The sequence below is a fragment of the Peribacillus sp. SIMBA_075 genome, assembly GCF_046534585.1.
The window spans coordinates 21,796-34,908 of the sequence record NZ_JAWRYN010000011.1 but is presented as its reverse complement, the minus strand read 5'-3'; the positions used below and the strand labels follow the sequence as shown (position 1 = coordinate 34,908).

At 39.1% G+C, this 13,113-nt stretch carries 7 protein-coding genes and 2 pseudogenes; 4 read left to right on the top strand and 5 right to left on the bottom strand.

Annotation, left to right across the window (positions count from 1 at the left end):
* Positions 1-15: 15 nt before the first annotated feature.
* Together SB775_RS10805 and SB775_RS10800 are read right to left on the bottom strand one after the other, a co-directional pair.
* Positions 16-1,185, bottom strand: a complete 1,170-nt coding sequence (locus tag SB775_RS10805) for a ZIP family metal transporter (RefSeq protein WP_410861597.1) — start codon at positions 1,183-1,185, stop codon at positions 16-18.
* A gap of 19 nt (positions 1,186-1,204) precedes the next feature.
* Positions 1,205-2,221, bottom strand: a complete 1,017-nt coding sequence (locus SB775_RS10800) for a multicopper oxidase domain-containing protein (protein ID WP_410861596.1) — start codon at positions 2,219-2,221, stop codon at positions 1,205-1,207.
* A gap of 566 nt (positions 2,222-2,787) precedes the next feature.
* Between SB775_RS10800 and SB775_RS10795 the strand changes: the two genes are divergently transcribed.
* Both SB775_RS10795 and SB775_RS10790 read left to right on the top strand, forming a co-directional pair.
* Positions 2,788-2,985 (top strand): hypothetical protein, encoded by a 198-nt coding sequence (locus SB775_RS10795; protein ID WP_410861595.1) that lies wholly within the window; start codon positions 2,788-2,790, stop codon positions 2,983-2,985.
* Positions 2,986-3,127: 142 nt separating this feature from the next.
* Positions 3,128-3,571: pseudogene (locus SB775_RS10790) on the top strand (recombinase family protein).
* A gap of 83 nt (positions 3,572-3,654) precedes the next feature.
* Here SB775_RS10790 and SB775_RS10785 read toward each other — a convergent pair.
* The 3 genes and pseudogenes from SB775_RS10785 to SB775_RS10775 form a co-directional block, all read right to left on the bottom strand.
* Positions 3,655-3,911 (bottom strand): annotated as a pseudogene (locus SB775_RS10785) (IS4 family transposase); the annotation flags it as partial.
* A 203-nt stretch (positions 3,912-4,114) separates the two neighbouring features.
* Entirely contained in the window at positions 4,115-5,284 is a 1,170-nt protein-coding gene (locus tag SB775_RS10780) for a serine hydrolase domain-containing protein (RefSeq protein WP_410861594.1), read from the bottom strand.
* 507 nt (positions 5,285-5,791) lie between these two features.
* A complete protein-coding gene (locus SB775_RS10775) occupies positions 5,792-6,988 on the bottom strand; it encodes a macrolide family glycosyltransferase (protein ID WP_410861657.1) in 1,197 nt (398 codons plus the stop codon).
* A gap of 298 nt (positions 6,989-7,286) precedes the next feature.
* Between SB775_RS10775 and SB775_RS10770 the strand changes: the two genes are divergently transcribed.
* Both SB775_RS10770 and SB775_RS10765 read left to right on the top strand, forming a co-directional pair.
* Entirely contained in the window at positions 7,287-8,516 is a 1,230-nt protein-coding gene (locus SB775_RS10770) for an MFS transporter (RefSeq protein WP_410861593.1), read from the top strand.
* Between the two features lie 32 nt (positions 8,517-8,548).
* A complete protein-coding gene (locus SB775_RS10765) occupies positions 8,549-13,111 on the top strand; it encodes an amino acid adenylation domain-containing protein (RefSeq protein WP_410861592.1) in 4,563 nt (1,520 codons plus the stop codon).
* The last annotated feature ends 2 nt before the right edge of the window (positions 13,112-13,113 follow it).

Below are 13,113 nucleotides of genomic sequence, written 5' to 3'. Positions count from 1 at the left end.
TTATTTAGTTCTCCCTTAAAATTTAACGAAAAATGCAGTAAAGTACATGATTAACAGTCCAATCGTGAATCCAGAAAGGTTTAACCATGAGACAGATGGTTCTCTATGTGTTCTATGATCGTCAATGAGCATTTTCGTTATTACATAAATTACTTGAAGAATTGCCCCTGCACCAATACCCAGGAACAAAGCTCCCCAAATTGGCGAGAAGATGAACGCCCCAACCCAAGTACCTAAAATGGCGGGTGCACCTGCGATACCTCCCAGTAATAAAAAGTCTTTCAATCTAGGTGTGGTCTTTAATAAAGGAGCAGCGATTCCAATACCTTCCGTAATGTTGTGAAGGGTAAATCCGATAATTAAAAAGGTTCCTAAAGCGGCTTCACCAAGAGAAAAAGAAGAACCAATTGCCAAGCCTTCCCCAAAGTTATGAAGTCCTATTCCGGTAGCCATCAACAAAGCCATACCAAAAGGTGAATACCCTTTCTTTTCTTGCTTTCTTTGTTGATACTGATCAAAGCCGATTAAAAATAAGAAGGTTAAGGAAGCTCCAATAATGACAATCATATTGCCCTGAAAGACAGAAGGAGCTTCTGCACCAATCTCAAATCCATCAGCTAGCGTCCCAACAAATAAAAATAAAAGCAGCCCAACGGTAAGGGCAAGAATCGAATTAATCCACTTTCGTGAGAAACGTTTCATAAATGGATACCACAACAAACCCAATGTAATCGGCACTATTCCAACATAAAAGCCTATTAAGCCGTAGTTCAAAAAGTTGCTTCGGTTGGTTTCTGGAGTAAGCGTAGTGGCTGCAAGTGCACCTTCCGTGATAATCCCATTTTCTGTGATTAATTTAATGGTATGTGGATCACCTTCCACCCATGGGTAAGCGATGTTTACCTTTCCTTCCTCAAATCGTTCAAGTTTAGCTTGAGGGGAGACACTGTAATTCCACACCGAATCATTGACCATAACTTGGGAAATCGTTAATGGTGTGGGTCCCGTATTACTAACAGATAATTCGAAACCGGTATTAGTTACCTTGATGCGTTCAATGTTCAACACTTCTATTGGTGCTACAGGATCTTTTTCTACACCTGCTCCATTCTTTAGCACAAATCCCAGCACACCTATTAATATTATTAACGGTATTAAACCAGTAATTATTCCTTTCCCCTTCATATTAATATCTCCCCCTTCTTTACTCGACCTCAAAAAATCCCATCCAGCCTAACTCAGCAAATTCACTAACATGGGCATGAAACATATATGTTCCCGCGTAAGGAAAACGAACCTCAATTATTCCACGCTCTCCCTGACATTGCATGATGGTATCTGTAAACTGGGAGGGGTTATCGTTTCTACCGGTTGGATAGTACGTAAAATAATTCGCATGCAAGTGAAACGAATTTAATAAGTCGAATTCTGTTAAATTACTTAGATAGATCCGAACGAGTTGGTCTTTTTTAATTTTAATAGGGTGATTCATAAATGCGAAGGCATAGCCATTCACTGTGTAAAATTCGTTTTCGCCATCTAAATCCAAATCAAATCCATTCATAACCATGTTTAACTCGAATGCCGGCTCTCTTGGCTTCTTTGGATCAATAATAAAATTACCGTATAGACCTTTATGGATATGGCGGGCTAGGGGGAGTACATGGCAATGGTAAATTTGTAATCCGTATGGTTTCGCTTCAAATTCGTATGTGAATTTTTGTCCAGGTAAAATGGAAGTTAAACCGTCCATCTCTGGAGGATGGATACCGTGAAAATGAATAGAGTGGGGATGGCTGCCCTTATTAATAAAGTGAAACCGCAAAAGGTCCCCTTCGGTACAACGAAAAGTTGGTCCTGGAATAGTCCCGTTATAAGTCCAGCCAGGAAATTTAATTCCTTTGGCAATTTCAATTTCTTTATCAATAGCCACGACCTCGTATTCCCGGAGTGTTTGCCCGTTTGGCAGCTTGGTAACTTTTCCATAATCAAACTCAGTAAGGAGCCGTTCTGCCATTTTATAACCTGTCGTTTTTGTTTTATCAATCATGTTTGCATGATTGGAATGGTGGCTAGTTTTGTGAGACGAATCATTTGCTGCCTTAGCTACAGTTGGAAATTGTGCCATTTTATTAAAGTAATACGTTCCAGCTACCCCAAACGCTCCTGCAGTCCCCATCTTTAATATATCTCTGCGGGATACCTTGTTTTCTTCAGACATCACTTGACCACCTCTCAAAAAGTTTCTTTAAGGAAACTTTTTTTGTATTAGCTATAATTTAAAGCGGAGACAAGGTTCATGTCAACATATTTTTGCAAAATGCTTCGTATGCAAAGACACGCAAGTACAAATCTGTGAGAGGTGCATGAATAATTCATGATTCAACTTTAATTATTAGTTTTTTGTTCAATTTGATTACAGCTTGACTATATTTTCTGGAAGAGGATGATATTTTTGGTAATGTTAAAGTACACTTCGTTGAAAGAGAAGATTTGGAGTATTTATCGTTCATTTTGAGGAATGGTATGGTGACGGCCAAAAATTTGTCAAGCATGAACGCATTGCACATAAAGTAGGGGTTTATCTTGGAACGATTAAGGCAAGGAAATTAACGAATGTCAATGTGACCGTTCCAAATAAGGCAACGATCTACACCATGCAGCATGATCTTCTTATTACCGACTTGATACATGAACTACAATCGGAAAAGCAGGCCGTTGCCTTTATATCGAACAGAGAGGGAAATTTGCTTTTCTATGTTAGGAGAAGGAGATAATCAAAGTAAATTGAAGGCCTACAATGATAATCGAGACCGAATACCAGATGCTGTTTTCTTTTTAAAGGAACTGATGGGAACGTCTACCACTTGGGTTGTACTGGAATTGAATAAGAAAGATCGTAAGCGCTATGATAGATTAAGATGTTTGATGATATGCTTTCCAGTGGACGACGGGACCATCAGCTTTACTCCTACGATCAGGTGATCTATTTTGCGAATGACGTAAAAATTCATAATGCGATCAATCAGGCCAAACAGCGGTTGATTAATGCCAGAAAGATTACTGTGCGTAATATGGATATGCCAGAGTGAGTACCTTAAACCAAGATTCGGAATCTGAAATTCAAATGTTGAAAAAAGGTTGCGAGGTAATTTACTCCGAAAAGTTTACGGGGACAAAATTTGATCGCTTTGCACGTTCGGTAAAAATGCTATTCAAACAATTAGATGGTTTTCTCTAAAAAGGGGGTAAGGTTCATATACTCAAAATGATAGTAGTGGAAAATACACCAATAGAAAAAAATTGATGTTTAATATCATGAGTTCATTTGCCGAATTTGAAAGAGATACGATTGTAGAACACACAAGAAGGAAAAGTGATTCCGAAATTAAATCCGGATTTTAAAGAAGGGCGACCAAAGAAATATAAAAAGCAGATTGCACATTCTCTTGATTTATTAAAAACGAAATCTTATAGACAAGTTGAATAAATGACAGAGATCAGTGTAAGTACCTTGCCGCGGGCGAAAAAACAACACGAAGAAAAAAAAGTAAAGGTATTAGTATTGTGATGCTTGATATGAAGATAATAAATAAAAGGAAGTGAAATCTATGTTTATGATATTTAGAGGTTGTCAGTCTATTAATATTCGTTATTTAATGCTTGATAAAAAAGTGGAAAATAATCTTTAATGATATAAACAGCCTTATATTCACTCAATTTTCGTTTCTTCTTGATGAGGAGTAATTGGCGCATTTGAAGCATATTGTGGGAACAAAGAAGGATGCTAATTAATTGTCCATATAGATGACACTCTAATCTTTCCAGTTTTACGAATTACATTACTTAATACGAAAAAATGATTTCCGTGTTTTAAAGTTAAGTTCAATTTGCCAACATAATGAGTAAAAACGCCATCCTTTCCTATGGTTTTACAGAAAGAATAGCGTATTTTTTCATTTTAAGGAGGATTTTGTTTTATTAGCTAATAGCATGGGGTTGCCAACTGGATTCCAAAAAGCCCTAAATTTATTTTTAAAAGTAAGTCGGGTCTTTTGAATCAGAAAAGTATATTTTTAGCTATAAAAACTACGACAAAATTTTCCCTTTTTGCCTACTTGCTAAATTCAGCAAGTAAAATATTTTTAAAAGGATTAGGACTGTTATCTCTACCCAAACTGTTCAAACTGACGACCAACGTATGCTTGCCTCCAAGTGTACCTCCAGCAATAGTAGAAAACCCTAGAATGCCACCTGTGTGTCCCCATATCGAGACACCGTTTGGAAGCTTAGTTTCATAGATTCCAAGACCATATCCATCAATTCCTGCTCTTCCTGTAGGAACTGTAGTAAGCATTTGTTTTAGTTGCTGTTCCTTCAGTAATTTGCCACCGAGCAAGGAGGAGAAGAATTTATTTAAGTCGTCAGCAGTAGAAATCATATCTCCAGCCGAGCTGCCTGCACTTGGGTTATAATAGGTAACGTCTTTTATCTCACTTGCTTCATCTGGTTGGGAATATCCCCGGGCGTGCTTGGTGCCTGGAATAACGCTTGAATTACCAGGTAGGAATGTATCCGACAATTCAAGCGGTTCAATAATCCGATTTTCAATCTCTTCCGCGTAGCTGTTTCCGGTTACTTTTTCAATAAGAATACCCAGTAATACGTACCCTGTGTTTGAATAGGACCAGCCCTTTCCTGGGTCAAAGTCTGGGGGCAGTGAAATCCCCATCTTCACTAGTTCTTCAGCCGTATACGATTTTTTTGTATCCATAAAATCAGCGTCTTTTGACCTTGAGTATTCAGCGATACCACTTGTATGGTTCAATATCTGCCGGATGGTAATCTTTTTCTCATTATATCCGTTTCCTTGAATGACACCAGGCAACCATTTTTCGATGGAGTCGTCTAGACTCAAGCGGTTCTCTCCAGCTAATTGAAGTACAACCGTTGCGGTGAACGTCTTCGTCACGCTGCCAATACGAAAACGAAAATCTGTTTTCATTGGTTTCTTGGTGCTCAGATTCGCTACCCCAGCGGCATAACCCCACGTTTTTCCACTCTCGGAAGTTTTAGCAAGTATCCCTGGGAATCCAAGTTGCAATGTATCCCGCATTGCTTGCTTGACGGAATTATGACCTCGTTGAGTGCTTGTTTGTAACGGACTAGATACATTTTGAGTGGGCTCTACTTTTGCAATTGAGGTTGGCGATGTGTATAGCAGGGAACTTCCAGCTAGTAAAAGGGCCAGACTTGCAAAAGTAATTTGCTTACGTATTTTCATAAGGCATTCCTCTTCTCTATTAATATTGTATAGGTGATTTCTTACTGTTCCTTACCTCCTGACAAGGCTTAGGGAAAAGGCCCTTTCTCATATAGATAGATTAAACCCTCAGTACAAAGGTATCTATCAATATCAACAATTTGAGCCATTTAAATCTCCATCCCTTCTATAACAAAATTATTTAAAGGTATGAAAGCATATTATGTAACCTTAGTTATTGTAGATTAGCACAACATGAGATATACCATCAACCTACATTTTACTATTTTATCCATAATATGTATTGAGGGGGAGTGTAAATTCGAATCATTTCCGTACCCAAACTATTGATCGTCTTTTTCACCTATTATAATTAGATATTTAGAATTTCATTTTATGAATCACAGTGAAAAAGGATCTTCAACGAAGATCCTTTTGATGATTCAATTGACCTGTTACTTCGATAATCTCTTCTAGGAGTGATACAGATGTCAATCGATCATTTTCTGACCGTACCCCTTATATGCCTTAGAAGATACCCGAACTTACCTTTTTTAAGTACTCATCTATAGCCGTTAGAGCTTCTTTTGCTCCACCTGATGTTTTAAAGCTATTGCTCAACTTCTTAGCATTTTCCCGATAAGCAGGATTGGACAATACCTCTTGAACGGATTCTTGTAGCTTTTCTATGCTTACTTCATGTGGATCAATTCTAAACCCGGCTTGAAGTTCCTCTAATCGATTAGCGATCATAGGCTGATCTGAGGTCTGGGGGATGACGACAAGGGGCACTTCATAATAGAGAGCCTCGCTCGTACTATTCATTCCTCCATGGGTAATGAAGACGTCCGTATGCTTTAAAACTTCAAGCTGCGGTAAATATCTACGTACAATGAAGTTTTCCGGCAAAGGCTGCAGCTTGGCTAAATCAGTAGCCATGCCCACTGAAAATATGACTTTCCCCTCCAAGTTTCTAAAAGCCTCTACACAGGTTTGAAAGAAAGATTCAAATCCTTGCAATATGGTACCCATTGAAATATACAGTACTTTCTGGTCTTTCAGTTCCTCTAACGGAAAATCATGTGTTTGCACCCGTTTCGTGATGGAAGGACCGATAAATACATATGAATCATCCATATATTCTCCACCTGGTTGAAACTCTCTGCTTGTATAGACAATATTCAAATCAGAAGTATTCATCATAAATTGGAAGTGGTGCTTTACCTTCACACCGAAACGTTCCTGGATCCGTTCCGTTATAGTCGAACTTTCTTTCTCCATTTCCGGCGATGGATTTAGAGGAAGACCTCTGCCACTTTCTAGCATTTTCAGGAATTGCTCCTGAGGAATAGCGAAGGAAGATGATGAAGAGATAGAAGGAATGTTTAAATAGTCTTTGACCAGCAGTCCCGCACCAAATGTATCATGATACACATAATCAAATGGGATGGAATCAGCTAATTCTTGAACAACAGCCAAAATATCATAGGAAAGTTTTAATTGGATTTGCATAAATTCATGGATACTAGTGACTTTTTGAGGTGTTAATCCCTTTAAATGATTAGGATGAAGGTATACATTAGCACCCAAACCTTCAATTCTCTCTTTAAATTCTTCAGTGGTTACGTAATGAACAGAATCTCCACGATCAATTAAAGCTTTTACTACACCAAGAGTCGGATTAACATGGCCCTCAGCTGGAATGTTTATCATTAATACATTCATCAACTTTCATTCCCCTTTTCAATAATATATAAATCACTCAATCTCTTTTCATGATACATACCATTCTTATCTTTTTCCAATATAAACCATCGTATTTTCTTTTGTGTATAACTTCATCATTAAATCGCTTTAAATGCGTAATAGGGATATAAGTATATAATTGTAATTTTTACTTTTTTTTGTAGTAGGGGGAAATTTTGTATGATATTATGTTAGATGGAAAATCTAGATAATCCTGGAAAAGAGGGGTGCGGATTGGGTGTCCAAACTATTGTAAAAACTTAAGGAGCTCGTCTTCATGAAACCTACCGACTCAAAAAGTCTATGGGGAAATACAATTTATTTACAGGTTTTCTCTGCGTATTCACTGCTTATGCTCGGAGTGTTTATTGACATGTTAGCCATTATGACCATTGTTGCTTTTGAATGGGAAGTAGACCCTACCATGATTGGATTGATTCCTGTCGCGTATGCACTTCCTGGAATTTTATTTAGTTCATGGGCAGGTGTGATGGCTGATCGCTTTAGAAAAATTCCAATTATGATGTTTTGTAACCTTATGGTTGGTCTATTAACAATTGTTCTTTTATTTGTCCAAAATATTCATTGGCTTTTGTTAGCATTAATGATTCGTTCCATTTTTACCGTTTTCTATTTTCCTGCACAGCAAACACTAACACGACAGATTGTTTCCCCTGATCTGCTTACCAAAGCGGTAAGTATCAATGGGATAGTTGAGCAAGGAACCAAGATAGTGGGTCCACTTATAGGAGGAATGTTACTGAGCTGGTTTCAGCCAGAGTTTTGTCTAATTATAAGGGCAATATGCTGTTTTCTAGCTGCTTTGGTTCTGTTACCCACAATAAGGTTAAAGGAATCTCTGTCAAGAGAACATTTTGAAAAGCAACAGCAAAGTACTTGGACTGCTTGGTTACAAGGTTGGGGTTATGTATTATCCAATCGGATGATTTTATCAACCATGATTTTCGTTACAATAGCTATGGCAGTATTACAATTAGTGGACTCACAGTTCCCTACTTTATTTAAGAGTTTGTTCCCAAATGATAAGAGTAAAATGGGATACTTCATTTCTATTATTGGTCTTGGGGGAATAATTGGCGCATTCGTAACTCAGAAATTAAAACATTTTCAATATGGTTGGGCAGTATGTGGAGGCATTGCTTTAATGGGAATTGGCTTTGGTGGGATTGCTCTGATAAGCCCCAGTACATCCCTCATTTTTGGCTATCTGATTAGTTTTATCGCTGGTATCGGGAGTGGACTTATGCTTGTGACCAATCAAGTCATTCTGCAAAAAGAATCCCATCAAGAACAGGTTGGAAGAGTATTTGGGATTCAAAGCAGTTTAACAAATGCAGTCCTTATCATTTCTCCTGCCATGAGCGGACCACTGGTTCACTTTTTTGGAGTAACCCAACTCTATTTTTATGTGGGGATTGGGCTCATCATCATTGGAGTAATTGGAGTTTTATTACAAAAATATTTTTGGGTAAACACGAACACATAAGTATAAATAATCTTTTGAAGGGAGGATCTTGTATGTCCAATGAGGAGTGTTACCCTTTTAGTCATCCACAGAGGAGAATATGGTATACAGAAGTTATTTATTCAGGTAAAGGAATATGTAATCTGAAATTCTTGTTCAAGATCCATCGAAAAATGAATTATTCGATATTAAATCGTGCCGTGAATCGTGTCATCAGTGAACATGATGGTCTGCGTATCAGGCTGAAAGAAAATAGGCACCGGGAACCTGAGCAATATTTTGTTAAACATCAAGAACGAGAATTGGACTTCTTCGACTTCAGTTCCGAGAGAGAGCCGGATTTGCTGGAAAAATGGATTGAGCAGAAGACGCAAGATACGTTTACGTTATTTGATTCTGATTTATACTATTTTGCTTTAATAAAAATAAGCGATAATGAGTGTGCCGTCTTTGGCAATGTTCATCACATTATCATGGATGGTTTATCAATCCAAATTTGGACTAGACAGATTGCTAAATATTATTATGAGTTTCATAGTGAGAAAGATGATAGCATCCCTAAGAGCTCATATGTTCAGTTTCTAGTCGATGAACAGACGTACTTGAACAGCAGTCGTTTTCAAAAAGATCAAAGCTTCTGGTTAGAGGAATTCAAAACACTTCCATCGGTGACGGGATTGAAACCCTATAATGCTTACCAAGTTAGTACGAGAGCATCACGTGAGTCGTTTATATTATCGGAACATTCAAAGAAAAAGGCAGAGGAATTTTCTGACCATTCCGGATTTAGCATATATACTCTTTTTGTTGCTGCGCTTTCGTTATCGATGTATCGATGGACTTCGTCTCTTGATATTGCCTTGGGAATGGCTTATGGCAATCGTATGACTAAAATGGAGCGGGAATTAATTGGAATGATGGTGAGTACAGTTCCTCTGAGAATGGATATCGATCCTGAAGAAGAAGCACTCTCATTTATTGGTCGAGTGTCGAGAAAACAACGTAAAGCCTTACGACATCAGAAATATCCATTTGATTTGTTATTAAAGCAGATGAATCAAGAGAATAACAATAGTGTTCGACTTTTTGGAACTACGATCGATTATAGAGAGCGTGGCGAAAGTGGTGACTCTCTTTGGATTCCAAATCGTGAAGAAGTGCAAGATTTTGCAGTGCATCTCGAAAACTTGACTGATATAGACTCTTTGCAAGTACATATTGATTATCGTGAAGAATTATTTTCCAAAGAAGAGATAACTCGCTTTTTTAAAACCATGCTAGCATTAATGGAAAACATATATAAAAATCCGAAGCAGAAGGTTGCTGAGATCGAAATCCTTTCAGAGGAGGATAAAAGAAAAAGTTTAGTAGAGTTCAATGATCCTAAGCTTGACTTTCCACCTCAAGCAACCATTCATGAGTTGTTTGAGCAGCAAGCGATGATTCATCCCAATGCCATTGCAGTTATGTATGAAAAGGAGAGGCTTACTTATAGGGAGCTTAATGAACGCGCGAATCAATTAGCTCACTATCTGCAGAAAAAAGGAGTAGGACCCGATTCGTTGGTTGGACTTTGTGTTGAACGTTCTCCTGACATGGTTGTAGGTATTTTGGGGATTCTGAAGGCTGGTGGAGCTTATGTTCCACTCGATCCAACATATCCAGAGCAGCGACTTCGGTATATTTTAGAGGACGCTGGCATTGAGTTGGTCGTAACGCAAGAAAGTTTAAAAGGATCGAAATGGTTACCAGAGAATATCAAATCGATTTGTCTTGATCGAGATCAAGTTGAGATTGAGAAAGAAGGTACTGCTTTACCGATTTCTGATGTCAGTCCCCAACATCTCGCTTACGTGATTTATACTTCAGGGTCAACAGGGAATCCGAAGGGAGTTATGGTAGAGCATCACAATGTGATTCGTTTATTTAAATCAACGGAATGCTGGTATCAGTTTGATGAAAAAGATACTTGGACGCTATTCCATTCTTATGCGTTTGACTTCTCGGTATGGGAAGTTTGGGGGGCATTGCTTTATGGTGGAAGATTGGTCGTTGTTCCTTACTGGATCAGTCGATCGCCCAAGGATTTCTATCAACTGTTAGTAGAGGAAGAGGTTACGGTTCTTAATCAGACACCATCCGCATTTCGACAATTGATACAGGTGTGTGAACAAGAAGATGAGAATAAAAACTTGCATCTGCGCTATGTCATATTTGGTGGGGAAGCACTCGATCCTACCAGCTTGATACCATGGTTTCAAAGATATGGAGAGCAGAAGCCACAGCTAATCAATATGTATGGAATTACAGAAACTACCGTTCATGTTACTTATTATCCAATTACCCAAGATGATGTGCAGCATTCTTCAAAAAGTAATATCGGAAAGCGGATTCCAGATTTAGAAGTGTATGTGCTGGACTCTTGTCAACAGCCTGTGCCTTTTGGCGTAGCTGGCGAACTATATATTGGCGGAGCAGGACTCGCACGTGGGTATTTAAACAGACCCGAATTGACAGCAGAACGTTTCATTCCTCATCTATTCAGTAGTGACCCGGGAGCTCGATTATATCGGACAGGAGACTTAGCGAGATACTTGCCGGATGGAAGTCTGGATTATCTTGGGAGGATTGATCACCAGGTGAAGATCCGTGGTTTCCGAATTGAACTCGGGGAAATTGAATCTGCTTTAAACGCGCATGCATCCATAAACGAGGCTGTTGTGATCGTTCGAGAAGATCAGCAAGGTGATAAACGATTAGTGGCATATGTCGTGGGTGATGGAAATGTAGGTGCATATAGAGTGTATCTCAAGGCGGAACTACCAAGCTATATGGTTCCTTCAGAATTTGTGATGATGGAAGCCATTCCACTAACTGCGAACGGTAAAGTTGATCGTGAGGCCTTACCTGTACCAGAGGAGAGGGAAATCAAAAGTGAATGTGTTGCCCCCCGGAATGCTAACGAAGAAACACTGGCTACCATTTGGGAGCAAGTATTAGGGATTAAAAAGGTGGGAATCCATGATAACTTCTTTGAAGTTGGTGGAGACTCGATCCTCAGCATTCAGATCATATCACTAGCGAATCAATTGGGCTTAAAACTTACACCTAAGCAAATGTTTGAACACCAAACGATTGCCGAGTTGGTACAAGTAGTCAAAGAAGATGATCAGGGAGTACAAGCGGAGCAGGGTGCTGTGATGGGAGAGGTACCGCTCACTCCGATTCAGTACTGGTTCTTCGAGCAAGAACATCCGCATCCACAACATTGGAATCAGTCGATGCTTTTGAGAGTAAGAGAGAGATTGAATGTGGAGTTACTAGAGGAAGCCCTATTATACTTACTCAAACATCATGACGCCTTACGTTTCCGATATGGACAGTTGCTCAATGGAACCTGGAATCAGAGAAATGAGGGGATCGACGAACAGTCTATACTTCGTGTGATAAAGCGGAACGATGCTGATCAACAAGGGTGGAATCAAGTGATTCAAGATGAGATGGATATCACTCAAGCCAGTTTCAATTTACTTACAGGTCCGTTGATGAGAATAGTGTACTTCGATGGTGGTTCGAATGGGAACGATCGATTATTCTGGACGATTCATCATTTAGTAGTAGATGGGGTATCATGGCGAATTCTATTGGAAGATTTACAGGCCGTATACAACCAGTTGAAACAAGGTAAGAAGGTTCGGTTACCTGCGAAAAGTACATCCTTTAAAGAATGGTCGGAACGACTACAGGCATACAGTGAGTCAGATATTTCAAAAAAAGTACTAGATTATTGGCATGAACACGCAGCAAAACAAGTGATGACGATTCCGATGGACCATCCTATACAGGAAACGACAGAAGCATCGACTGATCAAGTGACGATGACGTTGGGAGCAGATGAGACCCACGCGTTGTTACATGAAGTTCCTGCGACTTATAAGACTCGGATCAATGAGGTATTATTGACGGCATTAGTACAAGCTATAGCCGACAGTACAAATCAGCATAAGCTTTCTGTTCACATGGAAGGACATGGGAGGGAAGAGATGATCGAAGGTGTTGATCTATCGCGGACAGTGGGTTGGTTCACGAGTATTTACCCGGTTCACTTTGATCTTCAGGGAACAACGACACCTATTGAGGGATTAAAGGCTGTGAAAGATCAATTGCGTCGAATTCCGAATCATGGTGTTGATTATGGTATTTTACGTTACTTGAACAGAGAATTGCTTCCGTTCTATCAGCAGCAAAAACCATCGATAAGCTTTAATTATTTGGGACAATTAGATCAAGTGTTTTCCAAAGAATCCTTGTTCATGCAGGAGACAGGATTTACACGCTTAGACCATGCTCCAGAATCGAAACCATCTCACCCGATTGATGTTGTCGCTATGGTAAAAGATGAAAAGCTACATTTTGTTTGGATGTACAGTAGAGAACAGTTTTCTAGATTGACAATTCAAGAGATGGCAAAGGGCATGTTAAATCAGCTTCGATTGCTGATAAATCCACCAGATGCAGAGTCTGCTTTTACGGTATCTGACTTTGCTGATGCAGAGGCTCTGACGGAAGAAAGCTTGAGTAAAGTATTACTTAAATTAACAAAGAAGAGGGTGTAACG

Excerpts from the sequence above, each read along its gene's own strand:
- SB775_RS10775 (WP_410861657.1), bottom strand. The coding sequence starts at position 6,988 with ATGAATGTATTAATGATAAACATTCCAGCTGAGGGCCATGTTAATCCG.
- SB775_RS10805 (WP_410861597.1), bottom strand. The coding sequence starts at position 1,185 with ATGAAGGGGAAAGGAATAATTACTGGTTTAATACCGTTAATAATATTA.
- SB775_RS10800 (WP_410861596.1), bottom strand. The coding sequence starts at position 2,221 with ATGTCTGAAGAAAACAAGGTATCCCGCAGAGATATATTAAAGATGGGG.
- SB775_RS10770 (WP_410861593.1), top strand. The coding sequence starts at position 7,287 with ATGAAACCTACCGACTCAAAAAGTCTATGGGGAAATACAATTTATTTA.
- SB775_RS10780 (WP_410861594.1), bottom strand. The coding sequence starts at position 5,284 with ATGAAAATACGTAAGCAAATTACTTTTGCAAGTCTGGCCCTTTTACTA.
- SB775_RS10765 (WP_410861592.1), top strand. The coding sequence starts at position 8,549 with ATGTCCAATGAGGAGTGTTACCCTTTTAGTCATCCACAGAGGAGAATA.